16 protein-coding genes and 1 pseudogene are annotated in these 17,177 nt (G+C 71.0%); 5 read left to right on the forward strand and 12 right to left on the reverse strand.

Annotated features, from left to right (window positions below):
- Positions 1–56 precede the first annotated feature (56 nt).
- Positions 57–701 (reverse strand): hypothetical protein, encoded by a 645-nt coding sequence (locus NGB36_RS08365; protein ID WP_255919509.1) that lies wholly within the window; start codon positions 699–701, stop codon positions 57–59.
- Positions 702–941: 240 nt separating this feature from the next.
- Here NGB36_RS08365 and NGB36_RS08370 point away from each other — a divergent pair.
- Positions 942–1,130 (forward strand): annotated as a pseudogene (locus NGB36_RS08370) (DUF1918 domain-containing protein); the annotation flags it as partial.
- 792 nt (positions 1,131–1,922) lie between these two features.
- Here NGB36_RS08370 and NGB36_RS08375 read toward each other — a convergent pair.
- Genes NGB36_RS08375 through NGB36_RS08415 form a run of 9 tightly spaced genes read right to left on the reverse strand, consistent with a single transcriptional unit; the run spans position 1,923 to position 9,654 of the window.
- Entirely contained in the window at positions 1,923–2,549 is a 627-nt protein-coding gene (locus NGB36_RS08375; RefSeq protein WP_255919511.1) for a V-type ATP synthase subunit D, read from the reverse strand.
- Positions 2,546–3,958 (reverse strand): V-type ATP synthase subunit B, encoded by a 1,413-nt coding sequence (locus NGB36_RS08380; RefSeq protein ID WP_255919512.1) that lies wholly within the window; start codon positions 3,956–3,958, stop codon positions 2,546–2,548. Before NGB36_RS08380 ends, NGB36_RS08375 begins: the two co-directional genes overlap by 4 nt.
- A complete protein-coding gene (locus NGB36_RS08385) occupies positions 3,955–5,679 on the reverse strand; it encodes a V-type ATP synthase subunit A (protein ID WP_255919513.1) in 1,725 nt (574 codons plus the stop codon). Before NGB36_RS08385 ends, NGB36_RS08380 begins: the two co-directional genes overlap by 4 nt.
- Before the next feature lie 5 nt (positions 5,680–5,684).
- On the reverse strand, positions 5,685–6,203 hold the full coding sequence (locus NGB36_RS08390) for a F0F1 ATP synthase subunit B family protein (RefSeq protein ID WP_255919514.1): 519 nt from the start codon (positions 6,201–6,203) through the stop codon (positions 5,685–5,687).
- Complete coding sequence (locus tag NGB36_RS08395) at positions 6,200–6,421, reverse strand: V-type ATP synthase subunit F (RefSeq protein ID WP_255919515.1); 222 nt, start codon at positions 6,419–6,421, stop codon at positions 6,200–6,202. Before NGB36_RS08395 ends, NGB36_RS08390 begins: the two co-directional genes overlap by 4 nt.
- 2 nt (positions 6,422–6,423) lie before the next feature.
- Positions 6,424–6,855, reverse strand: coding sequence for an ATP synthase subunit C (locus tag NGB36_RS08400; protein ID WP_255919516.1), 432 nt, complete (start codon positions 6,853–6,855; stop codon positions 6,424–6,426).
- Positions 6,852–8,249 (reverse strand): V-type ATPase 116kDa subunit family protein, encoded by a 1,398-nt coding sequence (locus tag NGB36_RS08405; protein WP_255919517.1) that lies wholly within the window; start codon positions 8,247–8,249, stop codon positions 6,852–6,854. The genes NGB36_RS08400 and NGB36_RS08405 overlap by 4 nt, the downstream gene beginning before the upstream one ends.
- A gap of 40 nt (positions 8,250–8,289) precedes the next feature.
- On the reverse strand, positions 8,290–9,222 hold the full coding sequence (locus NGB36_RS08410) for a V-type ATPase subunit (protein WP_255919518.1): 933 nt from the start codon (positions 9,220–9,222) through the stop codon (positions 8,290–8,292).
- On the reverse strand, positions 9,223–9,654 hold the full coding sequence (locus tag NGB36_RS08415) for a hypothetical protein (RefSeq protein ID WP_255919519.1): 432 nt from the start codon (positions 9,652–9,654) through the stop codon (positions 9,223–9,225).
- A gap of 239 nt (positions 9,655–9,893) precedes the next feature.
- Between NGB36_RS08415 and NGB36_RS08420 the strand changes: the two genes are divergently transcribed.
- From NGB36_RS08420 to NGB36_RS08430, 3 genes are all read left to right on the forward strand, one after another.
- A complete protein-coding gene (locus NGB36_RS08420) occupies positions 9,894–10,757 on the forward strand; it encodes a CBS domain-containing protein (protein WP_255919520.1) in 864 nt (287 codons plus the stop codon).
- Between the two features lie 117 nt (positions 10,758–10,874).
- Entirely contained in the window at positions 10,875–11,057 is a 183-nt protein-coding gene (locus NGB36_RS08425; protein WP_255919521.1) for a hypothetical protein, read from the forward strand.
- A gap of 574 nt (positions 11,058–11,631) precedes the next feature.
- Entirely contained in the window at positions 11,632–12,531 is a 900-nt protein-coding gene (locus NGB36_RS08430; protein WP_255919522.1) for a universal stress protein, read from the forward strand.
- A gap of 279 nt (positions 12,532–12,810) precedes the next feature.
- Here NGB36_RS08430 and NGB36_RS08435 read toward each other — a convergent pair whose 3' ends face one another.
- Positions 12,811–12,939 carry a hypothetical protein gene (locus NGB36_RS08435; protein ID WP_255919523.1) on the reverse strand — a complete coding sequence of 43 codons (129 nt, stop codon included), beginning with the start codon at positions 12,937–12,939 and terminating at the stop codon, positions 12,811–12,813.
- Between the two features lie 176 nt (positions 12,940–13,115).
- The gene (locus NGB36_RS08440; RefSeq protein ID WP_255919524.1) at positions 13,116–13,700 is read right to left on the reverse strand and encodes an avidin/streptavidin family protein; all 585 of its coding nucleotides are present in this window, start codon (positions 13,698–13,700) and stop codon (positions 13,116–13,118) included.
- A 636-nt stretch (positions 13,701–14,336) separates the two neighbouring features.
- Between NGB36_RS08440 and NGB36_RS08445 the strand changes: the two genes are divergently transcribed.
- Positions 14,337–17,102, forward strand: a complete 2,766-nt coding sequence (locus NGB36_RS08445) for a cation-translocating P-type ATPase (RefSeq protein ID WP_255919525.1) — start codon at positions 14,337–14,339, stop codon at positions 17,100–17,102.
- The last annotated feature ends 75 nt before the right edge of the window (positions 17,103–17,177 follow it).

The raw sequence follows: 17,177 nt of genomic DNA on the forward strand, positions 1-17,177 counted from the left end.
GAACGTCCCCGGCCAGGGCCGATCGACGCTAGCCGGTGAGGAACCGACGCCGTCGGTCAGAGGGGCAGGTTGACGTGGGAGGCGAGCTTCAGGGCGGCGGCCCAGGTGAGGTACATCAGCCACAGGCCGGTGAGGAGGTGGAACAGGCCCAGAGCTCGCTCGCCGAGGCTCACCTCCATCTCGGTGCCGTCGGAGCGGGTGTGGGTGCGCACGCCGAGCCGGAAGCTGGCGAAGACGTCGCTGACGTAGATCGCAGTCAGCCCGCAAAAGAGGGTGCCGACCGGCCAGTCACCAGCGCGGAAGAAGACCACGATGCCGAGGATGGAGATCAGGACGAAGGCGATCGCCATGAATCCGTTGGGTCGGGGGTCGCTGCCGAGGTAGCGGCCACCGCCGATGGCGAACCAGTGCACGCCGTAGGCGGTGAACGCCAGCGCCGCCATGTAGAGAGGCGGTTCGCGGAAGGTGTGGAACCAGGCCAGCCCGATGAACAGGTAGACCCCGGTAAGGAACTGCATGAATCCGGGCATCCAGATGCCCCATAGACCGGTGGTTTTGTCCACGCCCGGCGAACGGCGCGGATAGCCGAACAGCTCCTCCGGCCCCCAGATGAGGTAGCCGGTGCCCAAGCCGAAGAACCCGACCGCCAGCGGCGGAAACGTCGACACCGGGAGCGTGACGGGTAGCTGCGCAAGCGTCATCGCATGCATTTCGAATCGGGCCGCTTCCGAAGGGTACGGGGCAGGGGCTTCAACTTGTCACTCAGGCGATCACGGTGTGTGCGGATGTGATGTACCACCGCAGCGGCCGTTTGCTCGCACCGGCGCGCTCCACTTCACTCTGTTGGGCGCAAACCTCCTGGCAGGGGTCCTTCGGCCCTGGCGCAGCAATCGTGATGGGCGTTTGCTCAAAAGAGACCGAAAGCGGCGGAAGGGGCCACCATGAAAGCTGAAGTCGGAGACCTGGTGATCGTCGAGAGCCCCACCACCGGCACACTGCGGCGCGAGGGCGAGATCGTGGGGCTTCACCACGCGGACGGGACACCGCCCTATGACGTGCGCTGGGCCGACACGGGGCGCGTCACCCTCGTCTACCCAGGTCCGGATGCCCACGTCCAGCACATCGAACACATCTCGGGCACCCGCCAAGGAGACGGCTCCTCGTGATCACACGAGTGCGCATGCCGCACCGCCCAGGGGCTGCCGGGCACGACCGGTGAGCCCTGTGTCGGCCTTCACGACGCCCGCCACGGCAAGCACCAGCTGCGCCGCTTCCCGCTCAGCTGCGCGCGGACCTTCAGCGCGCCGTGCGGCACTCCGACCCCGCCAACCCGTGCCCTCCACCTCGGCCTCGGCTACGGCGCGGCCCTGTTCAACTTGCGCGCCGCTTGCCCGTCGCCGCCGGGCGCGCGGCTGGGAGCTGGCCGCCTCGCTGCTGCTCGACCCCGCGGACCCGGAGCCGCTCGCGACGGTGCAACGGGCCGGCCCCGCACGCCCCGAGGACAACCTCGCCGAGCTGTACCCCGCAGTCCACCGTCGGCCCACCAGGCGCTACCCCATCGCGGAGAAGGGCATACCCGACGCCGTGCAAGATGCTTTCAGCGACGCCGCCCGCGGTGAAAGAGCACATCTGGCGTCCCCTTCGCGTGGCACGTGCAGTTGCTGCTCGAGCTCGTCCATGATGCCGAGGGCCGCGATGCCACGGACCCCGGCGCCAGGGAGGATGTGGCCCACCGGACCCGCATCGGCGCGATCACCGCTACTGACAGCATCCCCGAGTACGCCTTCGGCCGCGCAAGCGGGGAGGCAAGGCCCCGGTCCGAGACTTCGCCGGCAGAGGGCCAGTGGCTGACCGCGGTGCCACCGCGTTCGAGCAGACGCGGCACCTGGCCCTGCTTGGCATCGCCCACGATCACGGGCACGTCACCGGTCAGGCGGAAGGCGCTCACGGGTGTGCGCTTCGGCGGCCCAGCGGCGGCGGACCGCGTCCTCGTGCTCGGTCTGCTCCAGGGCGAGTTCCGTGGCGGCGAGCTGTTCGGTGAGGCGGGGGATCCAGTGGCGGCGCAGTGCGCGGACCCGTCGGCGGGTGGCGAGGACTTCGGCGCCGATGATGCGGGTGGCGGCGCGGGCGGCGGCGTAGTCGGCGGCGGCGAGCAGCGCGTCGCGGTAGGCGGCCTCGGCGTGGAGCAGGGCGGTGTTGCCGGGAGCCGGTTCGGTGGGGGCGCGCACCGCCGGTGTGCAGGTGGCGCCAGAGGGGTGCCGCACGCCCATGGACGTCGCCCATTCGACGGTGACGTCCGCGGGCTCCACCACGCTCGCGGCCTCCAGGGCCTGCTCGCCTCCCAACAGCACCCCTCGCAGAAGCCAGGTTTCGGCGTCCCCGAGGCGTGTCTGCCAGTCGCGGCCTGCTGCCTCCTCGGCACGCAGGCGGCGTTCGTGCTCAGTACGCAGGATGCGTAGCTTCTGGTCGAGCAGATCGGCGCCGCGTGTCGCGACGTCGATGCTGTGGCGCAGACGCAGGCGCCCGGCGCGCCCGGGAGGGATGCTCATCCGCCCGCCCCCTTCTCGTGGGCGTCGATCAGCGCGTCCGGGAGCATGGTGAGCTCACTGCGCTCCAGGGTGAGCAGCACCTGCCACCCGCGTTCCAGGGTGTCGTCCAACGTCCGTGTCTCTTCGGGTCGTTGGTCCATGAAGCGGTACAGGAAGGCGTCACCGAGCTCCAGATAGCGGCGGTCAGCCCGGCTCAGTGCCGCCTGGCCGACCAGCTCGGCGAGCTCACGCACCTGCCGTGCCCGGGCGAGGGCGGCGAGCAGCTGTGCGGCCACGTCGAGATGGTCATCGCGGGTGCGCCCCGGACCGGCGCCGAAACGCATCAGCCGGGAGAGCGAGGCCAGGGCGTCCACGGGCGGGTAGACACCGCGTGCGTGCACGTCGCGGGAGAGTACGATCTGGCCTTCGGTGATGTAGCCGGTCAGGTCGGGGACGGGGTGGGTGATGTCGCCCGCGGGCATGGTGAGCACCGGCACCACGGTGACCGAGCCCGGCCGCCCATCGATGCGTCCGCACCGCTCGTAGAGGGAGGCCAGGTCGCTGTAGAGGTAGCCGGGGTAGGCGCGACGGGCCGGGATCTCGCCACGGGCCGCGGAGACTTCGCGCAGCGCCTCGGCGTAGGTGGTCATGTCGGTCATGACGACGAGGACGTGCCTGCCGGCGTCAAAGGCGAGGTGTTCGGCGACGGTGAGCGCCAGACGTGGTGTCAGGATCCGTTCGATCACGGGGTCGTCGGCGGTGTTGAGCAGCAGAACCAGTTCGCTGGCAGCGGACCGTTCCTCCAGGGCGTCGCGGACGAAGGAGGCATCGGCGTGGGTGAGGCCCATGCCGGCGAAGACAACGCTGAACGCCTGACCCGCGGCGGTGGACTGGGCCGCGATCTGGGTGGCGAGCTCCAGGTGGGGCAGCCCCGCGACGGAGAAGACCGGCAGCTTCTGGCCGCGCACCAGCGTGGTGAGCGCGTCGACGGCGCCGACTCCGGTGAGGACCGGATCGGCGGGCGGCTGTCTGCGCGCGGGGTTGATCGGCACACCGCCGACAGCCGCACTCGTGGCCCCGAAGACGGGAGGCCCGCCGTCGACCGGCTCGCCGCGCCCGTTGCAGACCCGGCCCAGCCAGCCCGTCCCGACGGGGATGCGCAACGGTGTACCCGCGAAGGCCATCCGCACGCCTGCCGGGTCCATGCCCGCGGTGTCCTCCAGCACCTGCACGACAGCGAGGTCGCGATTGACTTCGAGGACCAGGCCGTGCCGCTGTTCACCGGAGTGGAGGGTGATGCGTACGAACTCGTCCCAGCCGACCCCGGTCACGCCCTCGACGACGGCGAGCGGGCCGCGCAGTTCGCGTACCGCCGTGTACTCGACCTCACTCCACGCCATCCCGGACGTCCATGTCGTCCCCGTCGTCACGACAGCTCCCCCAGCCGGGCGAGCACCGCGTCCCGCCGCGCCGCAACGCCCGCGGCGTCGTGCGGACCGCTCTCCTCGCGGGCGCGCAGCAGCGGCGTGAAATCGGCCTCCTCGACGGTGGCTGCGGGCACACCGGAGTCGACCAGACGGCGGCAGCGGTCCACCACGTCCAGTACGGCCTCGGCGAGCGCCGTGGTCTTCTCAGGACCGCAGAAGGCGTCCCGCTCCGACAATGCGCTCTGCTGCAGCAGGCCCTCGCGGATCAGCCGGCCGCCGAGAACGCCGATCCGTTCGCGGTCGGGGAGTGCGGTGATGCCGACCAGGTCCACAAGGTCGGCGAGCCGGTCCGCCTCCGCCAGCAGCGCCGCCGTCCTGGTGCGCCGCCGGACCCAGTCCGGGTCGCCGGCCTGCGCGTGGCCCGCGCCGACTGCATCGGTGTCGCGTGAGAAGGAGCCTGACCACGAGATCGCGGGGTAGTGACGGGCGTAGGCGAGGTCCCGGTCGAGCGTCCACAGACAGCGCACGAAGCGTTCGGTGTGCGCGGTGACGGGCTCGGTCATGTCCCCGCCCGGCGGGGAGACCGCGCCGATCACGGTCACCGAGCCCCGGGCGCCGCCGAGCGTCGTCACCGCCGCCGCCCGCTCGTAGAAAGCGGCGATCGCCGACGCGAGGCCCGCCGGATAGCCCTCCTCGGCGGGCAACTCACCGGTACGGGAGGCGAATTCGCGCAGCGCCTCGGCCCACCGGGAGGTGGAGTCGGCGATGGCCACGACGTCGAGTCCCATGTCGCGGAAGTACTCGGCCACCGTGGCGCCGGTGTAGATGCTCGCCTCCCGGGCCATCATCGGCATGTTGGAGGTGTTGGCGATGGTGACCGTACGGTCGGCGAGCCGGCCCCCGGTCCTCGGGTCCTCCAGCGCGGACAACTCCGCGATGACGTCGGCCATTTCGTTGCCGCGTTCGCCGCAGCCGATGTAGACGATGACGTCGGCGTCGCACCACTTGGCGATCTGTTGCAGCAGTACGGTCTTGCCGGTGCCGAAGCCGCCGGGAACGGCGACGGTGCTGCCCCGGGCGACGGGGAAGAGCAGATCGATCGCGCGCTGGCCGGTGTTCAGGGCCTCGCGCGCCTCGACGCGCTCCAGGACCGGGCGGGGCGTGCGGATCGGCCAGTCGCACACCATCCTCACCTCGGCGTCCGCCACGACGGCCACCACGGCGCCGCTTGGGTAGCTCCCTTCGGGCGCGATCCGCTCCACCGGCCCGGAGCGGCCCGGCGGTACGAGGATCCGTACCGGCACCGGGCCTGCCGTACGCACCTCGCCGAGTACGGCGCCTTGCGTCACCTGCTGCCCTTCGGTGACGCGGGGCGTGAACGTCCATGTGCGACCACGGTCCTGTGGGCGGTTCGCGCCCGGGACCAGCCACTCTCCGGCGGCGGAGAGCGGACGCAGTAGGCCGTCGAAGATCCCGCCGAGCAGTCCGGGCCCGAGCCGGGCCGACAGCGGGGCGCCCCGCGGACGGGCGCGGTGCCCGGGGGCCAGGCCGCCGGTGTACTCGTACGCCTGGACGGTGACCACGTCGCCGCTGATCGCCACCACCTCCCCGGGCAGCGCGGCGTCGCCGAGCGAGACCAGGTCGTACATGGCGGTACCGCCGGTGTACTCCATCTCGATCAGCGGTCCGGCAACCCGCAGGATGCGGCAGGGCTCACCCTTCACGGGGTTCACAGTGCCCACAGCGCCTCCGCGTCGCATCGTTCCAGTCCACGGGTGGCCAGGGCGTCCAGGGTGAGATCGACGCGACGGCCGGGAGCTACGGCTACCACTCCCCCGCCGGGGTGCTCCTCGACGGACGCGTCCGGGCCGAGGAGCCGTCGGGCGCGCGCGGCGAGCCGGTCGCGGATGGCGGGATACTCCTCAGCGTGCCGCAACTCCCTCACACCTTCGGTGACCTGGCGGCGCAGCTCGGCGTAGACCTCGCTGCGCGCGGCGAGTTGGCGAGCCCTGGCAGCACGGTGGGCGTGCATGCGCAGCTGCCTCGCCGCAGCCGCGCCGTCGGCCTCGCCCTGGCGGCGGGCCTCGTCGAGGATTGCCTGTGCCTCGGCGCGGACGGCGTCGAGGGTCTGGGCTGCGTCGGCGCGGGCTTGCGCCAACAGCGCATCGGCGTCCGTCCGCGCGGCGCGCAGCAGTGCGGTGCGAACCGGCGCGAGTGCGTCGGCCTGTCCGGCCTGCGGCGTGGTCATGGCGGCATCACCGCCGTGAGCGGGCGGGTGGACTCGACGATGCCAGGGCCGAGGGCGTCGGCCGCGGCAGGGGTGACGATGACCAAGGTGACCTCGTCGGACAAGGCGCGCCATGCTTCGCGTACGGCGTGCGGGTCCTCGGCCACCAGCACGGTCACCCCGGCCAGGGCGAGACCGGTCACCCTGACCTGCTCCCCGATCGCCGCCGCCGAACCCATGGTCAGGACTTCCCGATGAGGAGGACCGCGACCACAAGACCGTAGATGGCGATGCCTTCGGCGAGTCCGACGATCACCATGGCCCGGCCGAAGAGCTCGGGCCGCTCGCTCATCATGGCGAGCGCGGCCGCTCCGGTGTAGGCCACGGCGATTCCCGCCCCGATCGTCGATCCGGCCACCGCGACGGCGGCGCCGATCAAGGCGGCCGAGCCATAGCCGGCAGGGTGAGCCGCCGCCTCGGGAGCCGCCCGGGCGGCGCCGCCGCTGAGCGCCACGACGAGCAGCGCCAGCGCACCGCCGAGCAGCAGCACGTTGCCTCCGAGGAGCCACCTCAGCGCCGCCCGGTCACGCCGCCGGACCAGACGCCGCAGCAGCGGTCGGAGCGCGAAGTGGGCGGCGGCGACGGCGGGAAGTGCGATGAGCCAGGTGATCAAGGCGCCACCTCCGTGCGTTGAACGGGCGTGCGTTGAACGGGCACGTGCCAGGGGCGGAACGGACGGCCTTGGGCCTCGAAGAGCCGGGAGAACAACTCGTAGAACTCAAGGCGCAGCGCCTGAACCCCAGCCACCAGCGCCTCCAGCGCGAAGGCGAGTAGATTGCCGACCGCGAAGACGAGCAGGCCCGCGACCAGCGCGCCCGGCCCCCGGTGGACGAGCGCCTCCGTACCGCGCCACACGATCGCGCCGAGTGCGGCGTGTGTGAGCCCGAAGGCCGCGAGCCGTGCGAAGGAGACGACGTTCGAACCGATACGCACCACCGCGTCGAAGAGTTGGATCCCCGTCTGGACCGCCCCGCCGAACCCGCCGGTCGAGGCGGCGAAGATTCCGGTACCGGCAAGAACCAGACCCACGGCCACGACCACGGCGCCCGCAACGGCGAACCAGAGATGATGCAGATACACCCCGCCGCCGACGACCGCGAGTCCGAGCAGGAGTGCGGAGCCGGCCAGCCCGGAGGAGGCGTACAGAGCATTCGACGGACCGCCTTCCCGCCACCGGTTGACGATCCCCGCCCCGTAGGCGAACGCGAGCAGCACGCCCCCGAACGCCACGGCGTACGCCAGCAGCCGCTCCGGCTGCTCCAGCGGATTGAGCCACAGCACCGGCACCACACCGGTCGGGCCGAAAAACTCGCCGTACGCCACACCCGCCACAGTGCTCGCCACCCCCGCACCTGCAATGAAGGGCCAGATCGTGTGCAGCGGCGCCAGCCGCCGGGGACGGCGCAGGTAGAGCAGGAGCGCGGCACAGAGCAGCAGCGCACCATGCCCGACGTCGCCGAACATCACACCGAACATCACCACGTAGACGAGCCCGGCAGGCCACGTGGGGTCGACGTCCGCGTACGGCACGGTCCCGTACGTGGTCACCAGCGGCGTCAGCGAGCGCCGCATCGTTCCCCTGTTACGCAGCAGGGTCGGTGGATCGACGCCGCGGGGCTTGCGCAACGGCACGACCACGCCACCGCAGTCGGAAAGGCTCCCGACCAGCCGCGCAAGCTCGGCGGCGGGGCACCATCCCGCGAGCGCGGCAGCCGCCCCTCGCCGCACCGCGCCCGCTAGGCACTCCTCCAACTGTGCCTCGCCGGTGAGCAGATCGGCGCGGCCGTCACGCTCCAGCGCGTCGAGGTCGGGCGCACCGACGCACAGCACGGCGTCGACCGGCGCCGTGCGCCGCCGTTGGAGGCGCTGGAGCCGCTGCACCGCCGCTCCCCGCGTACGGTGCCCGGCCTCGTCGATCCAGTCGATCTCCACACAGCCCGCATCGGCGACGCGGACCAGCGTCTCGCGCAGCGCCGCGCAAGGTGCGACGATCGCGATCCGCTGCATGGGCACTGGCGTCACCGCCGACCAGGAATGGGGCCAGAACTCAGACCAGGGCATCAAACGCCTCCAGCGGCTGCCCGCCGCGTGCGGCCAGCTCCAGAGCGGCCCGCACCCGCCACGCGTCGGCCGACATCACCGCGATGGCCCCGATGACCGCGGAGGCATCGAAGCGGGAGCCCCTCAGCAGGTCGAAGCCATCCTGCTCGAGCCGCGTCCACCAACGTGTTTCGGCCCGCCACAGGTTGCGCGCGTCGTCGACACCGTCCATCACCCATCGCGCCACGCGCGGCAGGCGCTGGCGGAACTCCGCGAAGGACGGGGCGCCGACGGCCCCAGCGCCGAGGATGCGGGCGGCGCGCCGAGCGGTCGGCGATGTCATGGGGCGGTCAGCCAGATACCTCTCGCGGGCGACGAGCAAAGCGGCACGGCCCGAGGCCCAGCCCTCCGCCCACGGCACAGCGGCGGCAGTGCGCTCGGCAGCCGCGATCCGCATCCCGGTGGCCACCGCGGCGGGGGAGTCGCCTCCCGGGTCGCCCCAGGCCGAGGCAGCCAGCACGGCTCGCACGTCGGCCGGTGTTCCCGTCCTGGCCAGCCGAGGCCAGGCCGTCGCCAAAGCTCCGAGCCGGTAGGGCTCCGGCGCTGCCCCCGCCGGATCTTCCAGCGACCGCAGATGGCTTTCGACGTTGGCAATCTCGAACCCGGCGGCAAGGAGCCGCACCGCGCTCACGCCGGCTCGCGGCTGCCAGCCCGCGAGCACCCGCAGATGCCACAGCAGGGCCGCCGCGACCACCCGCTGCGCCTCGGCAAGGGTGGCCTCCGTCGCCAGGTGGCGCCGGTAAGGACCCGCGGCCAGGTAGCGCACCGCCTCGCCGAGCGTCACGGCCGCCGCCACCTCCCGGGCGCCGGAAGCGCCCACGCACCGGGAGGAGTGCATGGCCCGCGCCCGCGTCACGCCGGCCACCCATCCCGCGCCCACTCAAGCTCCCCCCTCGCCGAGTCCTTGGACTATGTCCGCCACCACCCGCTCGACGAGTTCGGGCATCCGTTCCCTGGCCCGGCGGCACAGCTGGTCGGCTTCGCGTTCCCCGAAGGCGAGGAGCTCGGCTGCCTCGGCCTCGGCAGCGTCGCGCACCCGGGCCACGGCATCCCCCCTGACCTGCGCGGCACGCTCCCTTGCCTGTGCCAGGATCTGCGCGGCCTGCCGGTCCGCGGTATGCCGGATGCGTTCGGCGTCCTGTGCTGCCGCGTCCCGTATCGACCGGGCCTGCGACTCGGCGTCGTCCAGCAGCGACAGGGACGGCTGGAGTTCGGCGGCGATCTCGGCCGAGCGGTCCGCGGGCACACCGGTGGCCGCCCCGGGGGTGCCGGCCGGGCGGAACCGCATCAGGAAATCCCGGAACCCCGCCATGAGAGCCCTCCTCCTGCTCGGCCCCTCTTCCAGTGTCCACACGGGCCTGAGCCTGTCGCCTGCTATTGCGCTGTCTGCGCCGCCCGCCGGGGTATGGGCCATCCGTCCCATACCTGGGCCATTGCGCACCTTGCCGTCCCCGTGCGCAGCGGCGGAAGACTGGCATCACTGGCAATGACCGACTGCGGTCACCGCCAGCGACGCACGTGAACGGGCGGAGAAGCTAACGAGGAGGCACCGTGAGCGAGCGCGAGCACCACGCCGCCGGATCAGAAGCGCGCCGTACCCTGCCGGGCCGCACGTGGCGGCCGGACGAACAGCAGCGCCAGGACATGCTGATGCGCTACCTCGGCGCAGTCGCCGCGACGTCGGCGGCGCGGGCCGCAGAAAGGCCGCAGACCTTCGGCGAGCCCGAGCCCCAGTCGGCGCCACTGGAGCATCCGAGGCCGGAGGGCCCGTCGGCCGCGCAGCAGCCGGTTCGGGAGGTGATGGATGTACCGGCGGTCTCGGTCCCGGACACGATGCCGTTCCTCGACATCGCCCGGACCCTCTCGCGTCTCCACCTCAGCTCCGCCCCGGTCGTCGACGCCGACGACCACGTCCTCGGTGTCGTATCGGAGTCCGACCTGCTGGCGAAGGCCGCTGTGGAGGCCACCGAGCAGCATTCGGGCCCGATCGGCAGGCTCCGCGAACACCGGCTCTACGACAAGGCCCAGGGCGAGACGGCGTCCACCCTGATGACTGCACCCGCGATCAGCGTCCACCCCGGTACGCCGGTCGCCGATGCCGCCTGGCTGGCCGCCCGTTCCCGCCTCAAGCGGCTGCCGGTGACCGACCACAAGGGCCGGCTGGTCGGTGTCGTACGCCGGATCGCATTGCTGCAAGCCCTCATACGCGACGATGCGAAGATCCGCGAGGAGATCGAATCCCGCATCATCGAGCACGAGTTCCGGCTCGACCGCGGTGCCGTCGGCGTACACGTCACCAACGGAGTGGTCGACGTCGAGGGGCGGCTGGACCGGAGCCTGATTCCCCAACTGCTCGAGGAGATAGGGGAGATCGGCGATGTCGTCGGCGTGGTCGACCACGTCACCGCCATCTAATGTCCTGCGCCGGGAATCCGTTCACGAGACGAGGCGAGGCGTTCGAGGATCTCGGCGGCGGTCTTCATCCAGGCGAAGGGGGCGTGGGTTGTCGTTCAGGCACGCTGGGACGAGGTGATGGGCGTCGAGTACCTGAAGCGGCTCCGCCGCGTCCTGACCCTCCTCGCCGCCAGAGGTGAGGACTTAAGCCACGCCCTGCCCGTCTACAGCGGCGCCGGATTCACCCCTGAACTTCGCGCCGCCGAAGCACGAGGAGAGGTAATTATGGTCGGCCTCGACCAGCTCCACGACACACGTTGACCCCAGGAAGGCCGGTGGCAGCAGTGAGTTCACGCCACGGCATCCCCTGGCCCTGGGAAGTCATCGTTCCTGTCATAGCGGCATCGCCTTCGCAGGGCCGCACACGCGCAGGACACCCGTCTTCGACGTAGGGACCTGTGGCCCGTGTACCCAGGAGGCCGACAAGGGGGAAGCTGCTGTCATACCCGTTTCCGGCGGGAGGCGGTCGCCATGGCTTTCCTGATCATCTTGGTTGTCGTGCTGCAGATGTGCACGCGGGGACTGTTGAACATGCATCCCGCACAGCCCGCGTCTCGTCGCGGTGCCGTGCGTCGGCCCGAGGACAAATCTGCCAGGTCGCCCGAGGGCGGTGCGCGATGGGAGCGGCGATCCGAGCAGGCCGAGCAGTTGCTCGTCGGCAGGCTTATGGCGGGCGTTGCGACCGGCGGGAGTACCGGGAGGCGATGGAACGGCTGGCCCGCGACGACGCTGTGTGCAGTCCGCTGCAGGCGCCCTAGCTGCGTGGCACCCCACCTATCCGTCAGCCAGGTGGGGCGGCGCTCGAGCAGCGCCCTGAGCAGGAGGTGAAAAGCGCATGGAAACGTCAGCCGAGCACGCGGCTGTGGTCGTCGGCGTGGACTTCACGCCGACCGCAGAAGGGGCTCTCGGGGCGCTGGCCTGGGCCGCGGATGAGGCCGCGCTCCGGCATCTGCCGCTCCACATGGTCCACGCCATCGAGGAACCCCCTCACGGGTACCGCACAGCCGAGCTGGACAGACTCTGGTCGCCGTGGCACGCGGCGGTGCGCACCGCCTGTGTCCGGGAACTCGAGGCCCTGCGTCACTCGGTGCTGCGCCGACACCCAGATCTTGTGGTGGTGGCTGAGCGCGCCGATGGACGGCCGGCCGAGGTGCTGGCCAAGCGGGCACACGGCGCCACGATGGTGGTCGTCGGCTCCCGGCAGCTGGGCACGGCGCGGGATGTGTTCACCCGCGGCGCGGTGGGGATGCCCCTGATGGCGCAGGCCTCGTGCCCGGTGGTCGTGGTCAGGGGAAGCGAGCGCGCCGCGCGCGGACCGTCCCATCTGGTCGTGGTGGGGGTCGATGGCTCCGAGGTCTCGAGGCCGGCAGTGGAGTTCGCCTTCGAGGAAGCCGCCTTCCGCGACGCCCACCTGCTGGCCCTGGCGGCGTGGCGACCGGCCTACCGAGACACGGAACCCGATGCCGACACCGAGCAGGAGTGGCGGCGAGTGCTGGCGGAGGCCACCGCGGGCTGGCAGGAGAAGTACCCCGAGGTGCACGTGCGGCATGAGCTGGTACGCGGGCATCCCGTGCACGTGCTCAGCGAGGCGGGCGCCGATGCGATCGCCCTGGTGGTGGGCACCCGCGGGATGGGAGGGTTCCCCGGACTGCTGCTCGGCTCGGTCAGCCAAGGCGTCATGCACCACGCCCAATGCCCGGTCGTCGTCGTACCGCACAGGTCTGTACAGGCATGACCTGACCGGAGCCCACGGCCACGTGGCGCATGCTCTGGCTGCATACCCCAAGAGGGTCGGATGGCCCATCGACGTACCCATTAGGCCCTGTACGGCTGCCGGGCGGTGGGGCCTACTGAAAGTGACGAGGAGGACGGAGCGCAGACGCGGAGCAGCGGAGCAGCAATCCGCGCACCGCGCAAGCTAATACCCCAACAAGCGGGTTGTCCTCCCCGCCGTCTTTGTTCGAGTCCCCTGGCCCGGGGAGGTCGGTACCCCGGGCCAGGGGCCTCGCTGCTCTCATCGCCGTATCGCCGCTTGGCGCACCGTGTCGTCGATCTCGTACTCCATGCGGTTGGTGACGTCGACGGTGCCGTCCACGGTCTCGCACGGGCGTATCGCGAGCGGAACGAGGCTCTTACGCTCCACGGTGCCGCTGAGCGTGACATGCCCAACGGTGACCTGGCGGTCACCGTTGCCGGGGCCACACCCAGTGTTCGGGTCAGGACGTCGCCGAAGATCTCCATGACGGTCACCGGAGGCCTCCAAGTGGTTGTGGTTGTTTGATCGTTGCCGGTGTTGCGCTCTTTGGGCGCCGGGTGTGGTCAGCGGGCATGGGTGATGGTGACGCCCGTGGGGTGGGAGGCGGGTTCGGCCAGCTTGCCCAGCCGCATGTGGAGGCTGGCCTGATCGAGCTCGGGCACCTGGCGTGTGAAGGTGTCCTGTCCGACAGTGGTGCATTCCCAGGCGTTGGTCTCGGCTGCCACCATGGTGAGCAGCCAGGTGGCGTAGATCCGCTCGTTGCTCCCGTCGTCGAGGTACAGGCCGTTCCAACTGGTGACGGACTCGGCGTCGCTGCGGTCGTTGTGCCAGGCCACCGTCCAGCCCAGGACGGTGCCGTAGCCGGGTCGTGTGGTCGTTTCGTAGCGCCCCACCAGGGCGTACGGGCCGGCCGAGTGCCCCGTGGCCGAGACGTAGGTCCCGGTGACGCCCCCGAACGGGTCCGTGGTGAGCCGCATGTGGGAGCCGAGCTCGTTGTACCAGTCGCCGGCGACGACCATCTTCCCTCTCCTTCCTTCGGCACTAGTCGGCGGTGTGATCAGGCCGTAGTGCCCGTCGTAGCGGTGGAAGTCGGGGCGGTGCGCGGGTTCACTGCCACGGCACCACTCGTGCGCGGCCGCCTGCGGCATGCCGCTCGCCGGGCCGCCCAGCCCCGGCTCAGCCGCGCAAGCCGGTGCTCCAGTCGGTCACACAGCAGGTTGACTGCCTCCGGCACCGACCCTGCAGCCACGCGCGCCCGCGCCGAGCGGCCGTTGACATCCACAGCGGCCTGAGCCATCGCCGACCGCCGCACTGCCGGGTCCCGCCCCTGGGCCAGTCTCGTCCTTGCGAACAGCACGAGCCCATCGGCCCGGCGACAACGTCCAGCACCTTGGTCCGCACGGCCTCCACCAACTCCGGCGGGACGTCGCCTTGAACCCTCACCTGGACCTGAGGAACCTGCTTGGTGGCCGAGCGGTTCATGCCGTCCTCCCACATCTCCGGCACTGCGCGATCCCCGCCGCTGTGTGCGTCCTCAGGCCCTGTCATCTCCACGCTCACGCGCGGGCGGCTCAGCGGTGGAGGGGCCGAAGGTCCCCGCTCGGGGGAATGCGGTCCAGTCCTCAACGAGGGCGCCATCAACGCCGTACGAGACAACCGCACCCGGATTGTCCTCCCCGTCGCTTGTGCGCGGTGCAGGCCTCACCACCCCTTTGGACCGCGCGTCGCGGCGTCCTCGTCTGCGTGGGCTTAGCGTGGATCCGTAGATCACGATGGGGTGAGCGATGTCCGAGGGGAGCAAGGAGACGGCGACGCGGGTCCAGACCTTCATGGAGCCGACCCCGGAGGAGCCACCGGATCTGCTGCTGCGTCATCTGCACGCCTCACGCCACGGACTGTCGACACGGGAGGCCGCACGGCGGCTCGTCCAGTACGGGCCGAATGAACTGCGAAGGCGCGGTGGGCGCCAATGGCCCCAGGAACTGGCGCGGCAGGTGACGCATCCCCTCGCCATGCTGCTGTGGGTCGCGGCAGCGCTGTCCTTCGCCGTTGGCAGCCAAACGGTCGCCATCGCCGTACTGCTGGTGATCCTGCTCAACGCGCTGTTCGCCTTCGTACAGGAAATGGAGGCCGAACGAGCCGTCGAGACGCTGGCTCAGTATCTGCCCCAACACGCCACAGTGCTGCGCGACGGCGAACCTGCCCTCATCGAGGCCACCGCGCTCGTCCCGGGTGACATCGTCGTGCTCGAAGAGGGAGACCGCATCGCGGCCGACATCCGGCTGCTGTCCGGTGCCGTCGACGTGGACATGTCGACGCTCACCGGTGAGTCGGTGCCGGTGCTGCGCTCAGCGGAGCTGACCGACCTCGCGGCCCACCGCCTGGATGCTCCGGATCTCGTCTTCAGCGGCAGCAACTGCACCGGCGGCGAAGCCCAAGGCGTTGTGTTCGCCACGGGCATGCACACCCAGCTGGGACGGATCGCCGCCCTGTCCGAACGCGTGAAAGAACGGCCGAGCCCACTGGAGGCGCAGGTCCGTCGCGTCGCGTGGCTGATCGCCTGCATCGCCATCGGCATGGCGATCGCCTTCGTCCCCGTGGCCATGTTCGGCGCCGGCCTGTCGATCAGAAACAGCGTCGTCTTCGCCGTCGGCCTGCTCGCCGGCAATGTCCCCGAGGGACTGCTACCTGTCATCACCCTCGCTCTGGCGGTAGCAGTGAGCGCACTGGCCCGCAGGGGAGCGCTGGTCAAACGCCTCAGCGCCGTGGAAACGTTGGGATCGACCGACGTCATCTGCACCGACAAGACGGGGACGCTCACCGAGAACCGCATGCGCCCCATGACCGCCTGGACCAGCAGCGCGGTGGTCGACCTCGGCCCGAATGCGCACGTTCGGGAGCCGGACGCCTCGATTACCGCTCTGACGGAGTGTGCGGTGGCCTGTACCAACGCGTTCCTTGAATCCGGCGAACCGGGGGACGGCGGTCCTGCGGAGCGAGCCGTCGGTGATCCCACCGAGATCGCGCTACTCTTCGCCGCCCGTCTGCTCGGCGCGGACGTCGACCCGACCGCCCGGGAGCGACGGCGGCGCCACCAGTACGAGTTCGATCCCACGCGAAAGCTGATGTCCACCCTGGACGCCGACACGGCCTGCGACTGGCTGCACACCAAGGGCGCCCCGGAATCTGTCCTGCCACGCTGCGACGGCGTCCTGACGCCGGACGGCGAACGGATCGCGCTCAGCGAGGCTGAGCGGGCCCGCATCACTTCGCAGGTCGAGCAGTTCGCCGGCCATGGACTGCGGGTGCTCGCACTTGCCCGCCGCGCCCTGCCACCAGGCCAGGAGCCGCCCGCCCGCGACGACGCCGAGCGCGAACTGTGCTTCCTCGGCCTGGTCACCCTGCTCGACCCGCCGCGCCCGGACGCAGCCGAGGCCGTCGCCCGCTGCCACTCTGCAGGCATCCGCATCATCGTCATCACCGGCGACCACCCCCTCACCTCGGCGGCCATCGCCCGCCAGGTCGGCGTCGGCGGCGAGGACCCCACGGTGATCAACGCACAAGCCCTCGGCCACCTGCACGAGAAACAGCTCGACGCATTCCTGGCCGACGGCCGCGAGATCGTCTTCGCCCGCTCCTCCCCCGAGGCGAAGCTGCACATCGCCGAGGCACTGCGCGCCGAGGGGCACGTCGTCGCCATGACCGGGGACGGTGTCAACGATGCCCCCGCTCTGCGCAGCGCCGACATCGGGATCGCGATGGGCCGCTCGGGCACCGATGTCGCGCGGGAGGCGGCGACCATGGTGCTCACCGACGACAGCTTCGCCACCATCGTCGCCGCGATCGAGGCGGGCCGTCAGGTCTACGACAACGTCCGCAAGTTCATCATCTACATCTTCGCCCACGCCACCCCCGAGGTCGTGCCGTTCCTGGTCTTCGCGCTCGCCGGAGGCGCGGTCCCGCTGCCGCTGACCGTGCTGCAACTGCTCGCCTTCGACGTCGGCACCGAGACGCTGCCCTCACTGGCTCTCGGCCGGGAGCCGACCGAATCCGGCACCATGGAGCAGTCGCCACGTCCGCACAACGAACCCGTCATCCGCGCGCCCATGCTGGTGCGCGCATGGCTGTTCCTCGGGCTGATCGTCGCGGCGCTGCAGATGGGCGGCTTCTTCTACGTCCTGACCCGGGCCGGCTGGCACCCCGGCGCTCCCACGGGCCCCGGCGCCCCTCTGCACCACGCCTACCTGCAGGCCACCACCATGAGCTTCCTCGGCATGATCGCCGGCCAGATCGGCACCGCCTTCGCCGTGCGCACCCAGCGCGCCTCCCTCCGCTCGATCGGCGTCTTCAGCAACCCGTATCTGCTGGCCGCCATCGCCGCCGAACTCGTTCTCGCCGCCTTCTTCGTCTACGCCCCGCCCATGCAAGCGCTCCTCGGAACATCCGCTCTGCCCGCCCACGATCTGGCGCTCCTCCTGCCGTACCCGGTCACCGTGTGGGGCGCCGACGAACTTCACCGCTGGCTGCGCCGCCGCACAGCAGTCCACTGACACAGCAGCCGAGGGCCGGTTCGGACCCACGGGAGGCCGAACGGCCCATGGGCGATCAAGTATGAGAGACGGACT

Origin of the sequence: Streptomyces humicola, from assembly GCF_024436035.1 — a bacterium.
In the GTDB taxonomy this organism is placed as follows: Bacteria; Actinomycetota; Actinomycetes; order Streptomycetales; family Streptomycetaceae; genus Streptantibioticus_B; species Streptantibioticus_B humicola.

Coding starts and splice junctions, on each gene's coding strand:
- NGB36_RS08405 (WP_255919517.1), bottom strand. CDS start 8,249: ATGCAGCGGATCGCGATCGTCGCACCTTGCGCGGCGCTGCGCGAGACG.
- NGB36_RS08445 (WP_255919525.1), top strand. CDS start 14,337: ATGTCCGAGGGGAGCAAGGAGACGGCGACGCGGGTCCAGACCTTCATG.
- NGB36_RS08365 (WP_255919509.1), bottom strand. CDS start 701: ATGACGCTTGCGCAGCTACCCGTCACGCTCCCGGTGTCGACGTTTCCG.
- NGB36_RS08425 (WP_255919521.1), top strand. CDS start 10,875: ATGGGCGTCGAGTACCTGAAGCGGCTCCGCCGCGTCCTGACCCTCCTC.
- NGB36_RS08395 (WP_255919515.1), bottom strand. CDS start 6,421: ATGGGTTCGGCGGCGGCGATCGGGGAGCAGGTCAGGGTGACCGGTCTC.
- NGB36_RS08415 (WP_255919519.1), bottom strand. CDS start 9,654: ATGGCGGGGTTCCGGGATTTCCTGATGCGGTTCCGCCCGGCCGGCACC.
- NGB36_RS08440 (WP_255919524.1), bottom strand. CDS start 13,700: ATGCCGCAGGCGGCCGCGCACGAGTGGTGCCGTGGCAGTGAACCCGCG.
- NGB36_RS08390 (WP_255919514.1), bottom strand. CDS start 6,203: ATGACCACGCCGCAGGCCGGACAGGCCGACGCACTCGCGCCGGTTCGC.
- NGB36_RS08430 (WP_255919522.1), top strand. CDS start 11,632: ATGGAAACGTCAGCCGAGCACGCGGCTGTGGTCGTCGGCGTGGACTTC.
- NGB36_RS08375 (WP_255919511.1), bottom strand. CDS start 2,549: ATGAGCATCCCTCCCGGGCGCGCCGGGCGCCTGCGTCTGCGCCACAGC.